This is a genomic window from Methanoculleus chikugoensis (genome assembly GCF_900095385.1).
In the GTDB taxonomy this organism is placed as follows: Archaea; Halobacteriota; Methanomicrobia; order Methanomicrobiales; family Methanoculleaceae; genus Methanoculleus; species Methanoculleus chikugoensis_A.
The window spans coordinates 19,174-35,839 of sequence record NZ_FMID01000024.1 but is presented as its reverse complement, the minus strand read 5'-3'; the positions used below and the strand labels follow the sequence as shown (position 1 = coordinate 35,839).

Annotated in this window: 14 protein-coding genes; 5 read left to right on the top strand and 9 right to left on the bottom strand. The window is 63.7% G+C overall.

Translation table 11 applies throughout. The features are described from left to right. The first annotated feature begins 224 nt into the window (after positions 1-224). Entirely contained in the window at positions 225-1,559 is a 1,335-nt protein-coding gene (locus L21_RS04720; protein ID WP_074369348.1) for a DUF8157 domain-containing protein, read from the top strand. Between the two features lie 492 nt (positions 1,560-2,051). Here the strand turns inward: L21_RS04720 and L21_RS04715 are convergent, their stop codons facing one another. Next, a complete protein-coding gene (locus L21_RS04715) occupies positions 2,052-3,032 on the bottom strand; it encodes a DUF8173 domain-containing protein (protein WP_074369347.1) in 981 nt (326 codons plus the stop codon). A 135-nt stretch (positions 3,033-3,167) separates the two neighbouring features. Then, positions 3,168-3,800, bottom strand: coding sequence for a hypothetical protein (locus tag L21_RS04710; RefSeq protein WP_074369346.1), 633 nt, complete (start codon positions 3,798-3,800; stop codon positions 3,168-3,170). Between the two features lie 212 nt (positions 3,801-4,012). Between L21_RS04710 and L21_RS04705 the strand changes: the two genes are divergently transcribed. Together L21_RS04705 and L21_RS04700 are read left to right on the top strand one after the other, a co-directional pair. Then, positions 4,013-4,426 (top strand): hypothetical protein, encoded by a 414-nt coding sequence (locus tag L21_RS04705; RefSeq protein WP_074369345.1) that lies wholly within the window; start codon positions 4,013-4,015, stop codon positions 4,424-4,426. Between the two features lie 348 nt (positions 4,427-4,774). After that, positions 4,775-5,425, top strand: coding sequence for a hypothetical protein (locus tag L21_RS04700; protein ID WP_074369344.1), 651 nt, complete (start codon positions 4,775-4,777; stop codon positions 5,423-5,425). 138 nt (positions 5,426-5,563) lie between these two features. Here the strand turns inward: L21_RS04700 and L21_RS04695 are convergent, their stop codons facing one another. Both L21_RS04695 and L21_RS04690 read right to left on the bottom strand, forming a co-directional pair. Next, positions 5,564-7,999, bottom strand: a complete 2,436-nt coding sequence (locus L21_RS04695; protein ID WP_074369435.1) for a DNA-directed DNA polymerase — start codon at positions 7,997-7,999, stop codon at positions 5,564-5,566. Between the two features lie 19 nt (positions 8,000-8,018). After that, positions 8,019-8,885, bottom strand: coding sequence for a malate dehydrogenase (locus L21_RS04690; protein ID WP_074369343.1), 867 nt, complete (start codon positions 8,883-8,885; stop codon positions 8,019-8,021). Positions 8,886-9,088: 203 nt separating this feature from the next. Between L21_RS04690 and L21_RS04685 the strand changes: the two genes are divergently transcribed. Together L21_RS04685 and L21_RS04680 are read left to right on the top strand one after the other, a co-directional pair. After that, positions 9,089-9,976 (top strand): dihydroorotate dehydrogenase, encoded by an 888-nt coding sequence (locus tag L21_RS04685; protein WP_074369342.1) that lies wholly within the window; start codon positions 9,089-9,091, stop codon positions 9,974-9,976. Further along, positions 9,969-10,736, top strand: coding sequence for a dihydroorotate dehydrogenase electron transfer subunit (locus tag L21_RS04680; RefSeq protein ID WP_074369341.1), 768 nt, complete (start codon positions 9,969-9,971; stop codon positions 10,734-10,736). The genes L21_RS04685 and L21_RS04680 overlap by 8 nt, the downstream gene beginning before the upstream one ends. Before the next feature lie 28 nt (positions 10,737-10,764). Here the strand turns inward: L21_RS04680 and L21_RS04675 are convergent, their stop codons facing one another. The 5 genes from L21_RS04675 to L21_RS04655 form a co-directional block, all read right to left on the bottom strand. Beyond that, a complete protein-coding gene (locus L21_RS04675) occupies positions 10,765-12,015 on the bottom strand; it encodes a WD40 repeat domain-containing protein (protein WP_074369340.1) in 1,251 nt (416 codons plus the stop codon). Between the two features lie 593 nt (positions 12,016-12,608). Then, positions 12,609-13,232: a molybdenum cofactor guanylyltransferase gene (mobA, locus tag L21_RS04670; RefSeq protein WP_074369339.1), complete on the bottom strand. Its 624-nt coding sequence runs from the start codon at positions 13,230-13,232 to the stop codon at positions 12,609-12,611. Positions 13,233-13,250: 18 nt separating this feature from the next. Beyond that, entirely contained in the window at positions 13,251-14,162 is a 912-nt protein-coding gene (locus L21_RS04665; protein WP_074369338.1) for a ketopantoate reductase family protein, read from the bottom strand. Between the two features lie 20 nt (positions 14,163-14,182). Beyond that, a complete protein-coding gene (locus L21_RS04660; protein ID WP_074369337.1) occupies positions 14,183-14,650 on the bottom strand; it encodes a methylated-DNA--[protein]-cysteine S-methyltransferase in 468 nt (155 codons plus the stop codon). Then, complete coding sequence (locus tag L21_RS04655) at positions 14,638-16,647, bottom strand: ATP-dependent DNA helicase (protein WP_074369336.1); 2,010 nt, start codon at positions 16,645-16,647, stop codon at positions 14,638-14,640. Before L21_RS04655 ends, L21_RS04660 begins: the two co-directional genes overlap by 13 nt. Positions 16,648-16,666: the final 19 nt, after the last annotated feature.

Genomic DNA, 16,666 nt, shown 5'->3' with positions numbered 1-16,666 from the left:
GGGGCGGAGGAACCCCGCTCATCCCCACCACAATCGGACAACTGCACCCCGGTATTTCGCATGCCCCTTCGCGGCTTCGCGTGAGCCAAGGATTTTGAGACCGGGAGTGGGTCTCACGCGAAGATCGCGAAATAACGGTATGGAATGTGTAAAAAATCTGGAAGGCTTGGAGCACCAATTGGCGCCCGCAACCTGTATAACCCATCCTGCCGAGCTGGTATGCCATGAGCGAGCGGGGTAGCGTTGAAAGGCCGTTAGCGGTCGACGATGCCGGACGCGAGTGGCAACTTGCGTTCTTTGAGGAGCCGGCGATACCGGACTACATCCAGCGTCTGGTCGAGTCCTACATCGAGAAGAAGACCGGGAAAGCGTGGGACGACCCGGTCGTGCTCGACCGGATGCGTAACGCCATCCTTGCCCAGAAGAGCCGGTACTGGAAAGAGAAACGGGTGAGTTACCGGAAGGCCTACCAGGTTCTCGGCTACCTGGCCTACCACGCGCCGGTCTATCTGGTGCAGTTCGAGCACATCCTCTGGCAGATCATCAATCAGGGGCTCGCAAAACCTCATATGCGCATCCTCGATCTCGGCACCGGGCCGGGAGTGGTGCCGCTCGCCGTCATCGATCTCCTCGGGCGGCTCGGGAGCGGCTCCGCAGAGGTCTATGCCGTCGAGCAATCGGAGGAGCACTTCGAGGCCTACAACGCCCTCGTCCCGGCCGCCGCCGCGGCGCGAGGCAACGCCGTGCGGGTGGAAAAACCCATCCGTGCCGACATCGGGGCGCTCGAGGCCGCGGACCTGCCCGACCGGATTGACCTCATGGTCTTCTCGAACGTCCTGAACGAATTCCGCCATCTCGATATCGACCGGCGCGCCGACCTCGTCGCCGGTCTCGCCGACCGGCTCGCGCCCGACGGGACGATCGTCGTCGTGGAGCCGGCCGACCTCGCCAACTCCACCGCCATGCGGCAGACCGTGCGGGCGATCGCTGAGCGCGGCCTTGCGATCTACAGCCCCTGCTCGTTCATCCGGGGAACCGCCTGCAATCCCGTCCGGTGCTGGACGTTCGAGCAGAAGGGCGATATCCGGCCGACCCGGCTGATGGAGCGCCTTGCAGCGCGGAAAGACGGCTACCGGTTCATCAACGTCGATATCAAATATTCGTCAGCGCTCCTGCGGAAAGATGCAAAAAAGCAGCACGCTTACCGCGTCCCGCCGGGAGCGAAGTTCGCCCGCCTCTCCCACCTCCGCCGGCATCGCGACAAAAAGATCAACGTCGTCACCGCGCTGATGTCCGGGAATCTCGGCGATAACCGGACGAAGGTCTACAAGGTCTGCGACGGGACGCCGGCAGACCCCACCTACGCCGTCGTCCCGGCAACCCTCCGCGGCGCGAACCGCGACGCGCTCGAAGGTCTCCCCTACGGCGATATCGTCCGGCTCTACGGGGTTCTCGTCCGGTTCAACCGCGACCATGACGCCTATAATCTGGTCGTCCTGCCGGGGACGCGGATCGAGCCGGTCGGGCGTCCGGGGGGAGAGGGGACGGAGATAGCGTAGATCCACTGAAGAGGCTTCTGCCGGAGTTTTGGTAAAAGGGTCTTGCAATCCTGTTCAGGGGGGAGAGCCGCATGGTCAGTTACAACTCCCATGTACGGGTTTCGAGGGACTGCGCACCCAGCGGTGCTCGAACTCCATTCCTATCGGAACATCGCTTATCGCCACGCACTGCCCCGCCCCTGAGGGGCGGCGGGGGGAGGCCGGAGGCCGGGCGAGGTGGAGTCACAGGTGTCCGTGTACAAGGTAGAGACGGGGGAGGGGGCACGCCCCCTCCCCGTCAGCCCCTCCCCCATGGCGATATTCCCACGGTCCACTGCATGGGGCTTTGCTCTCGTCTTTTCACTGTTCTAGTTATTCACACAATTGAGATGCTCCTAACCTAGAGAAGGAGAATGCGTGTTCTTTCCACAGACCAAGAACTTTGTCGCTAACGGCCACACATCCCCTGCCGGGGCGCAAGGGAGCGCCCCCGCAACCCCGCCGAAAAAGAGACTACGCCCCGCCACCACCGGCACGGAACGGACAGGCGCCCCTGAGCGCGTAGAGCAGCCCGCCGTAACCGAGACTGACCGCGATAATCTGAACGATCGCCCCGAGCAGCGGGATGAAGATGAGGATCTGCAGGATCACGAACCCGAGGACAAAGATCCACGAACGCCCCGGGCTCCATCCTGCCCGGGAGGCGATGACGTCCCCGAGGGCGTATGCAACAAAGAGCGACGAGAGCATCAGGGCGATGATGAAGAGCATTCCTGCGACGAGCGCGATGGGGAGGCCGACGATCGTGATCGCGATGATGACGAGGATGATCGCCGATACGACGATCGCGACGAACCCGAGAACCGTCAGGAGAACCGGGCTCTTCTCGACCTGCCCGACCACCGCCGCAAAGAGGTCGGGGAACCCCCGGATGAGGAGAAGCCCGAGGATAAGGAACCCGACGGCAAAGAACACCGAGAAGAGGTCGGGCAGCATTCCGGGCTCCGGCGACTCTTCGAACGTCACGTTCCCGGCCGTGCCGGGATTGTTGAACGTCTCGCCCGATACCGTCAGGTTGCGGAGAACCGATCCTGCGTTGGTGACCTCTCCCGCCGAGATGAACGCGTCGCGCTCTATGACGGCATTCTCCCCGATCCTGACCGTGCCTCCGGTTATGAGGGCGTTCGTCGCGTTCCCGTTCAGTTCGATATCGCCCCCGGCGGCAAGCACCTTTCCGCCGACATCGCCGTTGATGACCAGGGTTCCTCCCGCGGCGATGACGTCGCCGGCGACCGGCGCATCCACCGTCACCATACCCCCGGCGACCGTCAGGCTGTCTACGGGGGCGTTGACGGTCACGGATCCGCCCGAGGCGACCACGTCGTCGGGGATGGGGGTATCGATCACCTGCTGATCCCCGCCGAGGAAGGTGAGCGCCTGAACTCCGGACGGGATGAGCAGCAGGCCGATAATCAGCACTGCCAGATGCTTCATACACCAGGAATAGAGTGCTCCCCTCAAAAATCTTCGCGCGAAAGGGAAGGTGATACCGGATCGGTGGTGCTCACGGCCGAGATTAAGGCCGATAAGCCCGCAATCCGGAGAAAGCGCGTCCTGGAACCGTTCCTGCTACACCAGATCCCCGAGGCGGCGCTTGAGCTCGGCGAGCGCCTCGTCCTTCCCGGGGACTTCCGAATCCTGGACGGATCGAATGTTCTCCTCGATCGACGTGGCCACCCACTCCTTCGGGACGCCGGACGCCGTGAAGAGCTCCTGCCACTCTCCGGAGCCGAACGGGATGACTTTGACCAGTTTACCGAGGATGTTCCAGTCGACGACCCGGTACTCCTCTCCGGTGCTGGTGTCCGCCACCTGTATCGACCGGTCGTCGTTGCACCTGACGACCCGGGCGTGGATGACGTAGACGCTCACCTCGTCTTTGTCGGTGAAGGAGATCTGGACGATGTCGTCCGGCTGCGGGCTCTCGGGCACCACGTAGAGGACGATGTCGCCCGGGTACATCAGATCGGGTTCATACCGATCTGCGATCCCGATGTAGCCGGTATCGGAGACGTAGAGCCGGAGATACTCCTGGTAGAACTTGCGGATGATCCAGTAGACCGCTCCCGGGTGCGTCTCCGCCAGTTTCAGGAGGAGGTAATGGATGGCACTTGGAATGCTCTCCGGCCGATCCAGCACCTGGCGGGCCAGATTCTCGTACGCTTCCACAACCCCGGCCTCTCTCTGCGTTGCCTCTGCCATGCTAACAAACCCCGCTGCATAATACCGGTGGTAGGATAAAAGTGTTCCTCCGTGTTTTCCAGGTACGCCGCCCGGATAGACGTATGTTCCCGGCCCCGTACCGGTCCCGGAGAAGGGAAACCGCCGGCACCGCCATCGAATACATGAGGGGAAGGAAGAACTATAATGCTTATATTCGAACGTGACCATAGAGTAAAGCAGAGGATATTGATATGGGTGGCATAAAGGATTCTACGTATCTTGATGTCCAGAAAGCCCTCGCCCGGCGGTTCTCTCCCCAGGACGGGTGGCAGTTCGCATGGTCTCCGGCCGGCAGTGCGCAGCCTGAGGGTCTGCTCTCCCGCCGGGTCGCCGGCAGGACGGAGCGGGTGCTCGTGAACGTGAAGATGACCCCCAGTGTCCCGGCAGGCACCGTCCAGGCACTCGAGGCTGCCGCAAGCGCCGGAAAAGCAGACAGGGCTGTCCTCGTCGTGCCCGGCGGGGCGGCCGTCCCGGATGTTCCCGAGGGGGTCGACGTCCTGGAGATGGGCAACTGGCAGATCGTCGGCGGCCGCATCGCCTGGGCGAAGAACATCGAGAGAAGCGCGTTCCTTGAAGAGGAGCGCGCGAGAAGGGGTCTCGCGTAAAGCGGCCCTTCACTACAATTTTACAACGACGTTTGGGCAGTTCCTCTACTCAGGAGGGGGGAGCGTTGCATTTTTGGGATTTTAACACCCATTCGCGGTCAGTCCAGCTCCGGCGAGCCCCGGCACCCCGAGGCGGGGTAGATGACGCTCATACGCATGGGTGAGTGTGTTTGCCCACGATCCGCCCGGGAATCGGGATCTCATCTGCCAGGCGGGTTCTTCAATCATTCGCGCGGCTCCGCTTCCCGTCTCGTAACGGCTGTTTTCAGGGAAAGAGTCGATCTGATACCTCCGATGTGTAGACGGATGTCACAGAAAAGGTATATAGCGGAACATTGATTTTCAACCATGTACGCCGGACCGTGCATCCGGGTTGTGGTTCTCATCGCCGTCCTCGCGACCACCGGGTGTCTGGGACCGGCCGATACCGCCGTAAATGCCACCCCGGAACCGACACCGGAACCCTGCGAGACCTGCACCGTACCCGAGGACTTCTGCGGACCGCCCGGGGTCTGCCCGGGGGAGCCGGTGGACGGCGTCTACGTCTTCACGGACAGGAACGTCTACCGGATCGGGGACGTGGTGGAGTTCGGCATCGTCAACTGCGGCGATGAGCAGATGGAATTCAGCAACCCGTCCCCGTGGCGGATCGATAAGTGGGTCACGAACGCATCCGAGGGCACGCCGGGGAACAATATAGGCACATGGGAGATCATCGGCGATGCCGGGTGTACTCCATGTGCAAGGTGCTACCTCAATCCAGGACAAAACTGGACGCTCTATCGAACCTCAGCTCAGGAAAGAGCAACCGGAGATCTCAAATACAGCTGGACGGAGGAACGGGTGCGATGGAACACTACAGACTGGTGGGATACTGCAGAGGCGAGCGGAAGTCCTGTACACCCATATGAGATTCGGATTCACGACGACCCCCTTACTCCCGGGAAGTACCGGATATGGTATGGGCGCAACCTCACCAGGGAGTTCGAACTTGTATAAAGGGGGGAAGAAGCAGGGTAACTCCGGGCCACGGGACCGGGGTGTTCACGCCGTTTTCCGTGCGTAGAGAGAGCCGGCACGAACCGGGGGTGCAGAACCCCGGCCGACTGGGCCGCGCTATCGCCGGTTCGGGGAAGGTCACATCCCGAAATCAAAGAGCGTCGTCCGCGAGGGATCGACGTCGTGCCAGTCCCACCCGAGCGGCTCGATGATCCGTGAGATGGGGCCTTTGAGCGTCTTCTCGAGCATCGTCTCCCAGTCGACGACGAACTCCGGCGGCACCTGGTCGGCGTACTCGAAACAGACCACGTCTGTGCGCGGGTACTTCTCCGTCACGTTCTTGATGTAGACCCGTTTGGGCTTGCTGCCCCGCTTGAAGTCGGTTCCGAGATGCTCGTTCGAGTACTTGGCGCCCCGGATGTGGGCGTCGTCGTTCTCGTAACTGTCGAGGTTCTTCCCGATACCGCCGGGGATACCGGCCTCGTCGAGGGAGTACTCCCCCCGGCGGTACTTCCTGATAACGTCGCGCAGGTAGGCTTGCACGTCGCTGAACGCGTCCCCGCGAAGGATCATCTCGATGACGGCACGTTGCACCCCCCGCGTGATCTGCGGGGAGTCGCTCCGCCGGATCTCAAAGCCGACGACGTCCACCTCGTCGACGTCCTTGCCCTCCTTCCAGACCAGGTGCCCGGCGTAGCGCTTCTTCTTGCCTGCCTGGAAGAAGCGGCGGTAGACCTTCTCGAACTTGATGGAGAAGTAGTGCGTATCGGCGTTCAGCTCGGTCTTCGCGAAGCCGCCGTAACTCGCGTTCAGCTTCGCCTCGATTGCCCTCGCACGGGCGATCGTCTCTTCGAGGTTCCCCGGCGGAACCTGCACCATACAGGAGTCGGTATCGCCATAGAGGACGGTGTAGCCGAGACCGGTGATGATGTCCCGGGTGTGCCTGATGATCGCCCGGCCGACCGACGTGACGGCCGACCCGATCTCGCGGTCGTAGAGCCTGAACCGGGTGTAGCCCGAGACCCCGTAGTAGGAGTTCATGATCACCTTCAGGACGTTCTGCTGGAGGTCGTAGAGGACGTACTCCGGCGACCCGAAGGGGTAAAGGTTTCGGAGGCGCTTTCGCTCGTCCCGTTCCTCGAGGAGTTCGGCGATGATGCTCCGCGTCAACCCGTCCGGTTCCCGGGAGAACCGGACGCCGTTCGGCGCCCGCAGTTCGCCGTCCGGGTTCTTCGTCTCGGGCGAGGCGTTGATCGTCATCATCGCCATCGGATAGAGGGACTTTAAGTCGAGGACCACCACGTTCTCCCGGAGGCCCGTCGCGGGCTCAAAGACGGTCGCCCCCTCGAACTCGTCCCCGGCGGCGAGGCCCTTGGAGGGGAGGACAAACCTTCCCGATGCCTTCCGCAGGACGTAGATGTCGATGACGTTCGAGGAGTTCAGCGTCCGGTCGAGCGGGCACCCGACGTACCTGGCGATCTCCCGGTAGAACTCGATGATGTTGTTCTTTTGATCGATCCCGACGCAGAGTTCGACGTCGCGGCAGTTGTACTCCACGAGCCGCTTCGGGTCCGACCGCCAGAGCTCGGTGATCGTCCCGGTGTAGCGGACCTTCGTCACCCCGAGTTCCTCTTCGGCGACCGCGTCGAGCCGATAAGACTCCTTCTGCGCCTGGTGCATCTTCCGGTAGGCACCGAGGAGATCGAAGATCGAACGCCCACGGACGGCGTTTCGCTCGGTCTGCCCGGGGATACGGGCAAGATCCTCGGCCGGGAGACCAAGCGCTGCCATCCGCTTCACGATGTAGGGGATATCGAACTCCACGAAGTTCCAGCCCGAGAGGATATCCGGGTCGCGCTCCCTCGTGTAGGCGACGAGCCCGCGGAGCATCGAGGCCTCGTCCGGGTACCGGACGACCCGGTGCCGCTCGTTGACAGAGAGGTCGGGCACGTCGCCCGCCGCCGCGCCGGGCTGCCAGAGGAGGGTCAGGTAGTCGCCGTCGAACGAGTCCCAGCAGGTGACGCAGATGATCGGGTCGCGCTCGGGCTCGGGGAACCCCTCCTCGTCCACGCACTCGATATCCATGATGCACGTCCGGGCGGGAGCCTTGATCTCGGCCGGCGCGAGGTCGGAGTACTCGACCTCAAAGGCACCATCGGGTAATGCAACAGCATCGGCCGGCAGTTCGACACCGCCGGTAAGGCCGCGGTCTATCATGAAACGGGTGGTAAACGGGATATCAGCCTCATAGTGCTGCTTAAAGTCATCGCGGACGGCACGGACGTCGCCGGGACGCCGGGTGTAGAGCCGCCGGAGGGGAACGTCCTGGATAGAGCGGTAGTCTGTATTCGGGTCAACGTCGACGATCTCCCGGGGGAGGGATCTGCCGTCCACCTGATCGGCAGGCACGTAGAAGTAAGGCCGAAAACCGGTCACCCGGACCTGGGTGGCCTTCCCGGATGCGTCCCGTCCGAAGATGTGAACGACCGGGGTATCGGCACCGACGCTGTACTCCACCTGATGAATACCGACACGCATCTTCCCGAAGTCGTCGAGGACGGTCGCAACGCTCATGCCGGACTCAAGCACCCGGTCAGCCATCGAATCTCCTGCAGAGGTCCCTGACAAACGCCCCCGCCTCCGCCATCCTTGCGGACTCCCAGGTATCGAGATCCCACTCCTCGATGCCGAGGATGCCCTCGCGGCCTATCCGGGCGGGAACGCCGAGGGAGCAGCCGGAAAGACCGTATTCGCCGTCGAGCACGCACGAGCAGGGGAGCACCTCGCGCCGGTCGTCGAGGATCGCCCGGATCAGCATGGTGACGTGGTACGCGGGCCCGAAGACCGTCCCCCCTTTGCCGCGGATCACCTCCATGCTCGCCCCACGCATCCGGGAGAGGATTGCTTCCCGCTCCTCGATACCGAGATCAGCCCCGGTCTTCGAGAAGAGCGGCACCTGGTGCTCACCATGCTCGCCGAGCACCCATGCGGGTCCCGGTTTCCCCGCTTCATCGAGGTAGCGGGCAAACCGGGCGCTGTCGAGCTGGCCGCCGAAACCGATGCACCGGTGCCGGTCGATGCCCATCATCTTCCAGAGGCCGTAGTTGTTCGCGTCCATCGGGTTCGTGACGGAGATGACGATTCCGGGGAATCCCTGCAGGAACTCGCTGCACCGCTTCGCCACCGGTATATTGGCGTCGAGGAGGTCTGCCCGGGTCTTGATATCCGGTGTCCTCGGGGTGCCTGCCGCAAAGACGAATATATCGGCATCCCGTATCGCCGCCGTTTCGGTGGAGATCGCAACGTCGATACCCGTGTGCTGCAGGTCGAGCACCTGCGCCCGGAGGAGGGGCTCGTATACGTCGTAGACGACGATCTCGTCTACGAGACCGAGCGCGGCGGAGAGGAACGCCGTCTCGCCCCCCACCTTTCCGACGCCCAAGATTGCAAGCGAGGTCATAGTATCGGTCCTAATCAGAGTAATGGTATAAGGTATGCGCGCAAAGAAGCCCCGGACTGCACGGAAAATAACAATCCGGCGGGGAAAAAGCCTCCTTACCGCTTCCCGTGCCGGTACCCGGGCTCCGGAGAGCGGAGCACATACTTTCCTGTCAGTACACTTGGCGCGAGAGTATAATAATACCCCGCTCCCACCTTTTTTCAATGGTTGCGCTTTATCCAGGCCCCATCGAGGTCGGCGGCATCCGGTTGAGGAACCACCTGCTGCTCGCGGCCGGCATCCTCGGTACCACCGGGGCGTCGCTCGCACGTATCCTCGCGAACGGAGCGGGCGGTGTGGTCACGAAATCCATCGGCCCGAGCCCGAAAGAAGGGCATCCCGGCCCCTGTCTGGTCGTGGTCGACGGCGGCATCATCAACGCCATGGGCCTGCCGAACCCCTCGGCCGCGTTTGTGGACGAGCTGACCGCTCTCACGGGCGATCCGGTGATCGTGAGCATCTTCGGCGGGACGCCGGAGGAGTTCCGGACGGTCGCCGGGTGGTTCGCCGGGACGGCCTCCGGGCTCGAACTGAACCTCTCCTGCCCCCACGCAGAGGGCTACGGGGCGGCCATCGGGAGCGACCCGGCTCTCGTGGAGGAGTGTACCCGGGCGGTAGCCTCCCTCGGGGTTCCGACCTGGGTGAAACTCACCCCGAACGTCGCCGATATCGCCGAGATCGGAGCGGCGGCGGAGCGCGGCGGGGCGGACGCGATCGTCGCGGTCAACACCGTGAAAGCGATGCGGATATCGACGGCGCTCCGCCGGCCGGTGCTCGGGAACCGGTTCGGCGGGCTCTCGGGGAAAGCCATCTTCCCCGTCGCGGTCCGGTGTGTCTACGACCTCTACGAGGCGTGCTCCATCCCGATCGTCGGGTGCGGCGGGGTCTCCACCGCCGACAACGTCGTCGAGATGATGATGGCGGGTGCGAGCGCCGTCGAGATCGGGAGCGCGGTCATCGACGACGTCGGTATCTTTGCCGCGATTGCAGACGACCTCTATAGCCCTGACGGCATCGATGCGGGCGAGATCGTGGGGTGCGCCCATGCATGAGCAGATGCCCGCCGGGGTCACGATAACGGAGATCGTCGAGGAGACGCCGTCAATCAGGACGTTCGTCTTCGACCGCGAGATTGCAGCGCGGCCGGGTCAGTTCGTGATGGTCTGGGTGCCGGGCGTGGACGAGGTGCCGATGGCCCTCTCCTCCCCATCCTCGATCACCGTCCAGAAGGTCGGCGACGCGACCGCCGCTCTCTTTGCGATGCACGAGGGCGACCGAATCGGTGTCAGGGGCCCTTACGGAAACGGTTTTGCCGTCTCCGGAAGAACGCTTGCCGTCGGCGGCGGCGTCGGGGCCTCTCCGCTCCTGCCGCTTGTCACGGCCGGGCTGGTCGACACCTTCCTCCTCGGCGCCAGGACGGCCTCCGAACTCCTCTTCGCCGACCGTATACGCGATGCGGTGACGCTGATGATGGTCGCGACCGACGACGGCACCGCCGGCCACCACGGGTTCGTGACGGAGCTCATCTCAAGGGTGGATCTCGCCGACTTCGACCGCATCTGCGTCTGCGGTCCCGAGGTGATGATGGCGGCGGTGCTCGCCGTCCTCGACCGGGAAGGGTGTGCCGAGCGGGGACTCTTCTCCCTCCACCGCTACATGAAGTGCGGCGTCGGCCTCTGCGGTTCGTGCTGCACCGACCCGCACGGCCTGCGGGTCTGCAGGGACGGTCCCGTCTTCTCCGGCGACACCCTGCTCGATAGCGAGTTCGGGCATTACGCGCGCGACGCGAGCGGAAGCAGGCGCCGGATCTAGTCCGCCCATCCTGCCCGAAAAGAGTGGGTCAGGCCAGGAAGTCTTCCTGGGGTTTAAAGAGGAGGGAGATGATGTTCTCCACCCACCCGGATACCCTTGACGTTATCGGGACTTCTTCCCGGGCCGCGGCGCCCACTTCCGCCCCCGTATCCGTGCTGGTGTTCCCGGGTGCCGGGGAGACGGTCACGCCGGCCGTCCCCTCTTCCGGCTGTTCGGTCTCGTTGATAACGGCCTCCGGCGGATTCCAGGCCTCGACCAGGTCCGGATCGTTTGCGAAGAGACGGATTGAGCGATCGCCCTCGCCGCCCCCGACGACGAGGAACGAACCTTCGGGGGTCACCGCGACGGACTCCGCGCGGCCGCCAAGGCCGATCTTCTGGACCTCGGCTCCCGTGCGGTCGATGACGTGGATCGTCTTGCCGGCTGCAGCGAAGATCCTGTCAGCCTCGTTCGTCAGGGCCGTCGAGGAAACGGCATCGCCCACGGGGTATTTCCAGAGGTGTTCGCCCTCCCCCGTGGAGAGATAGAGGCACCGGTCGACCGACCCGGCCGCCACGAACCGCCCGTCGGGGGTGAGGTCAATCCCCCTCACCAGTCTGCCGGTTCCGTAACTCCAGGACTCTCCTTCCCTGCTGTTGAGGAGGTAGACCCCCTGGTTATCGCAGCCGATCGCGATCCTGCGGCCGTTCTCCGATATCGCGAGACCGTAACTGTCGGTTCCCATATCGTAGTCCCAGAGCTGCTTCTTGTTCCGATCAAAGATGTAGACCGCGCCGTTGTCGCAGCCGGCGGCGACATACATCCCGTTCGACGAGAGATCCACGCTCCGGTAGACAAAAGAGGTCTTCACCGTCCAGAGCAGGTCTCCGTCCCGGTTGTAGAGGTAAAGTTTGTCCGCAGCAACGCCGATCCACGATCCTTCGGGCGATATCCCAACGCCGTTCACACGGGAGCCGGCGGAGTTCTGCCAGAGGACGTTGCCCTGCCGGTCGAGAAGGTATACCATCGAACCCGCAGAGGCAACGATCGTGGAACCGTCGTGCGTGACCGCCACGGAACTGACCGGGCCGCTTGCCCCCAGGCTCCAGACGGGAACATACTCCCCTTCGTCGGCGGAGACAACCCCGCACAGGGCTGCAACAAGACAGCAGAAGAGAAGGAGCGGTGTCGCTATACGTCCGGCTCGATTTCCCCGGATCGCACGCCCGGAACGCATTATTCCGGAACCGGCCGGAACCCTGGCGGTAGAACTGGATGAAGTCACTTCCCCCGATGACATCACGGCCTGACTTCTCGGAGATAGTATATAATTCTTTCGGGCGATGTACCGCCTCCGGCTCCCGGGACGGTTCGGCGGGTCCTGAACGACCCCGATCAGGGACGGCCGGAGGTTGCCACGGTTTCGGGAGGGCCGGTAGAACTTTTTGAGGAACCGGGAGAGTCTCAGTACTTCACTAATTTCGGCACCCGACACCGGACTTCGCGTTCTTCGCGCCTTCGCGTGAGGTGACGGCGGGAGCAGTACCGAAATCTCACGCGAAGAGCGCGAAGCCGCGAAGTGCGACTGCCCGTAGGACAGGTGCTTGAGCACCGTTAGGTGCGAAGTGCGAGTGTAGCGAGCATGAGAAGCCATCAAGTTTCGAGCCGCGACGTTCCATCAAGAATGGAGTTTGAGAAGCCTCGATGGTTGATCCTCCGGGTGGACTGCTCCAACCATGTTAGCAAAGTACTGAGCCGGATTCGGGAACTCACCGCTCGGGCACGAGAAAAGGAGGTTCTTGAACGGGGAATGCTCGCAGAGATACGGCAAGCCGGGCGGTCTCCCGTCCGGTTACGGGTCGGGGTTCCGTGCGAAGATCGGCGTGACGACGTTCAGCAAGGGCCACGCAGGTCGTCGGTGTCGCGTCCTGCCGCGGGATCGATCGACTCCAGGTCTTCAAGATTGTTGATATTCGTAAACGTCAGCAGGTTGGGATCGATCTCGCGAATCTTTTCTACAGGCACGTAGCGGGTATCGAGACTCCAGATCATCGCCCGGAGCGAGAGCGACTCGTGCTCCTCCAGGTAATCGAGCAGTGCGCTCCTCCGGTAGACCGCGTGGAGCGGTTCGAGCATATCGGCGTTCCAGCTGGGGATGGCGGCATCGCAGCCGACTGCGGTGTCGAATAGCAGCCGAACCACTCCCGGATTGATGCAGGGCATGTCGCAGGCGGCAACGAAGACGTACTCGCCGTGCACCGCGAGCGCCCCCGCGTGCAGGCCGCCGATGGGGCCGAGACCTTGCCGGACGTCCGCTATGCACCTGATATTCCCGATATGGCCGAACCGCTCGCACTGCCCGGGATCCCGCGCAACGACCACGATCTCGTCGACCGCCTCCTCCAGGGCGTCGATAAGGCGGTCGATGAAGGTCTTGCCCCGGAACGTGAAGAAGTACTTCTCCCGTCCCCCGGCACGGCGTGCCGCTCCGCCGACAAGGACTATCGCAGATCGCATGCTCCTCTCTCCCGGCCGTCAGAGCCGCTCCCGGAAGCGGATCAGTTCGGCGATGCAGGTGTTGTAAGGCGCCCCGATGCCGTGCCTTTCGGCGAGTGCCGCCACCGCACCGTTCATGAAGTCGATCTCGGTCTTCCTCCCGCCGGCGATATCCTGGAGCATCGACGAGTGGTGGGCGGCCGTCGCGGGGAGCTGCGCCGTCCGGAGATACTCGAGGTACGCCTCCGCCGTCTCCCAGGGGAGGGAGACACCTTCTGCTTCCGCCACCCGGTAAGCCTCCTCCACAATCGCGGTGACGACCGCCCATGCGTGCGGATCGACGAGCGCGCCGTAAGGGACGTTCATGAGGGCGCCGAGCGGGTTTAGCGCGCAGTTGTAGAGGGTCTTGCTCCAGACATCCGTCCTGATGCCGGCGGTCACCTCCGCCCGGATACCGGCTTCCCGGATGAGGGCGGCGAGGTCTTCGACCGCGGCGTCCGTACCGGACGGGAACCGCCCGAGTTTCATGGGCGCCGCCTCCACGGAGACGTGGACTGAGGCATCGCCTCGCCACTCGAACCCGGTGATGATCATGGCCCCGATGACCCGGTCGGTGAACCGCGCGATGATCTCCTCGTTTCCGATGCCGTTCTGGAGGCTCACCACCTCGTGTCCCCCGATGGCGTCGGCGAACTGACGGCAGATCGCCTCCGTGTCGGTGGACTTTGCGGCGACGATGTAGTAGTCGGCATCCCGCCATGCGTCGGGGAGTTCCTCGGAGCAGCTGAACCGGTATGCGCCCTCTCCCCATATGCCGGTCATCAGAAAGCCCCGCTCCTGCACTGCATCCGCGTGCCGCGTCCTCGCTACGGCATGAACGTCCGCGACGCGGGACAACTTTGCGGCAACGGTCAGCCCGACCGCCCCGGCACCCAGGACCACGATCTTCATTTCACTATATTATGACGGAGTTACCTGTTAACTCCTCTCTTTTCCAGGGTGCAGACATCTCCCCTGCGTTCCAGGGCAAGCAGGGTCTCTTTGATGGCGAGATCGGGGGAAAATCCGCCTATGCCGGCTTTCGCGACGACCCGGTGGCAGGGCACCACGATCGGGGTCGGGTTCCGCGCCATCGCCGCCCCGACCGCCCGGGGCGCGGTCCCGACCATCCGGGCGACCTCGCCGTAGGTGACGGTCTCCCCGCAGGGGATTGCCCGGACGGCACGGTAGATCTTCGCAAACGTCGTTTCACCCTCGGTCGCGATGCTCCTGAGCGAGGAGAGGTCCGCCGGTCGCCCGGCACAGTAGCGCAGGATCTCTTCCGGCACCGATCCTGCAATGCCTTCACGCGCGAACCGCACCCGGTAGACGAGATCGTCCTGCCATGCGACGTGGACGTACCAGAGGTCCAGCCGGCACGACCCGTTCAGGATCGCCATCTCTCGGCCTCCTTTCGGAACGCTTCGACGGTGCATGTCGTCATCTCCTCCTGCATCCACGGCGGCAGCCCCGCATGAACCCGGCGTTCCAGGAACCTTTTCTCGCCGAGGACGAGCATACCCCTGTCCTCGGGCGTCCGGAGCACCCGGCCGAGCGCCTGCAGGGCGCGGTTGACCGCCGGGAGAGTGTAACTGATGAACTCCCCCTCCTCGCCGAACTTCATCCGGAAGTAGTCGATGACCATCCTCCTGACGCGGTTGAACGGCGCGAGCGGGAGGCCGATGACGAGCGCACCCGAGAGCATCTCGCCGCGGTAGTCCAGGCCCTCGCTCCACTTGCCGCCGCAGACCGCAAAGAGGATGCCCGAGCGGCCGGTTCCGGGGAGGGCCATGAACTCCCGGAGCATCGCGGCCGAGGCCGCGGTATCCTTGGACTCGATGTAGATCTGCTTCTTTCTGATCCGGGGAGCGCAGCGATCCGCGAAGGTGTTCAGGAGGTCGTAGGAGGGGAAATAGATCGCGAGGTTCCCGGGGAGGCGGGCAAACGTCGTGATGTAGTCCTCGGTCCGTGCGAGGTTCTCTCTGTCCCGGCGCATCGAGTAGGCGGTGGTGATGTCGGTTGCGCAAAAGATGCGGCGGTTCTCCGGGGGGAAGGAGTTCGGGAGCGAGATCGTCGTGACGGGAAGGTCGCCGAAGTAGTAGCGGCGGTAACTCTCGATCGGCGAGAGCGTCCCCGAGATCAGGACGCAGCAGGCGTGCGCCCGGGCGATCTCCTGGAGTTTGGTGCTCGGGTCGATGTTTCGGACCTCGAGCGCCACCGCCCCGTCCTCCTCTTTGCGGTAGACCGTGAGGTAGGCCGGGTCGGCGGCGGATCGGAAGATCCGGTAGAAGAACTCGGTCAGCCGCTCGATCGCGCTCTCCCGGAACTCGCCCGCCTGCATGTTCTTCTCGCGGATCCCCTCGCTGATCTTGAGGAGGTCGTCCACGATCTCCTCCACGTTCCGGTAGAGCGTCCCGGAGAGGATCATTCGCTGGAAGATCGCGGGGTCGAACCAGTCCTCGACCTCGTGCGAACCTTTGAGCGCCTCCATGAACCGGGTGATCTGCGGCAGGATCTGGACGATGGCGTCCGCCTGCGGCGACCGGCGGCGTCCGGAGAGTTCATGGCCGGCCTGCACGATATCGCGCTCCTCGATCGTCACGCTCTCGATGCTCTGGACGACGTCGCCGCAGTTATGGGCCTCGTCGATGAGCAGCATGGCGTCGTGCCCCTCGATCCCGAGCGACTGGTAGATCTGTTCCCGGATGATATCGTCGAAGAGGTGGTAGAAGTTCACGAGCACCACGTCGGCGTCCCGGGCGGCGTGCATCATCGTATCGTAAGGGCAGATGTCGCCGCAGAACCCGGCGAGTTGGTCGGGCCAGATCAGTTCGGTGCTCACCCGCTCGGCCCTGACGCGCAGGGCCGCCGACGGGATCATCTTCAATCCCCCGTCCTCGGGCTCCACGAAGGATTTGCCGTGGATGAAGTAGGGGCAGATGAGCGGGTGTTCCGGGTCCATCTTCCGGATCTGCTGTTTGATCTGGCGATCGTTCGCCGGGACAAGCGACCCCTTCTGCGCCCGCTCCCGCATCAGGGCCGTCGAGAAGGACTTGACGCCCTCGCACCGCCGGTAGATGTCACCTTCGCCGCCGAGCGGGCACATGCTGGACTTGCCGATGAGGTAGGCGAACTTGAGATTGCCGCGCTTCTTCCGGATGAGCTCGAGCTCGCGCATGAACGTCGCAAGCTGGCTGATGGTCCGGACGGCGACGAGCACTTTCCGGCCCCGGCTCTCCGCGAGGAGCGCGGAGGCCACGCTCGACTTGCCGCTCCCGGTCGGCGCATCGATCATGGCGATGCCGCCGTCGCGGGCGATGGATGCGGCCAATTCAAGCATCTCCCGCTGATGAGGCCGGTACTCCCGGTACGGGAACCAGTCGTCGAGGCTATCCATTGCATACAGTTCGACGTCG

Coding starts and splice junctions, on each gene's coding strand:
- L21_RS04720 (WP_074369348.1), top strand. CDS start 225: ATGAGCGAGCGGGGTAGCGTTGAAAGGCCGTTAGCGGTCGACGATGCC.
- L21_RS04680 (WP_074369341.1), top strand. CDS start 9,969: ATGCATGAGCAGATGCCCGCCGGGGTCACGATAACGGAGATCGTCGAG.
- L21_RS04660 (WP_074369337.1), bottom strand. CDS start 14,650: ATGGCGATCCTGAACGGGTCGTGCCGGCTGGACCTCTGGTACGTCCAC.
- mobA (WP_074369339.1), bottom strand. CDS start 13,232: ATGCGATCTGCGATAGTCCTTGTCGGCGGAGCGGCACGCCGTGCCGGG.
- L21_RS04665 (WP_074369338.1), bottom strand. CDS start 14,162: ATGAAGATCGTGGTCCTGGGTGCCGGGGCGGTCGGGCTGACCGTTGCC.
- L21_RS04715 (WP_074369347.1), bottom strand. CDS start 3,032: ATGAAGCATCTGGCAGTGCTGATTATCGGCCTGCTGCTCATCCCGTCC.
- L21_RS04700 (WP_074369344.1), top strand. CDS start 4,775: ATGTACGCCGGACCGTGCATCCGGGTTGTGGTTCTCATCGCCGTCCTC.
- L21_RS04695 (WP_074369435.1), bottom strand. CDS start 7,999: ATGAGCGTTGCGACCGTCCTCGACGACTTCGGGAAGATGCGTGTCGGT.
- L21_RS04690 (WP_074369343.1), bottom strand. CDS start 8,885: ATGACCTCGCTTGCAATCTTGGGCGTCGGAAAGGTGGGGGGCGAGACG.
- L21_RS04685 (WP_074369342.1), top strand. CDS start 9,089: ATGGTTGCGCTTTATCCAGGCCCCATCGAGGTCGGCGGCATCCGGTTG.
- L21_RS04710 (WP_074369346.1), bottom strand. CDS start 3,800: ATGGCAGAGGCAACGCAGAGAGAGGCCGGGGTTGTGGAAGCGTACGAG.
- L21_RS04675 (WP_074369340.1), bottom strand. CDS start 12,015: ATGTCATCGGGGGAAGTGACTTCATCCAGTTCTACCGCCAGGGTTCCG.
- L21_RS04705 (WP_074369345.1), top strand. CDS start 4,013: ATGGGTGGCATAAAGGATTCTACGTATCTTGATGTCCAGAAAGCCCTC.
- L21_RS04655 (WP_074369336.1), bottom strand. CDS start 16,647: ATGGATAGCCTCGACGACTGGTTCCCGTACCGGGAGTACCGGCCTCAT.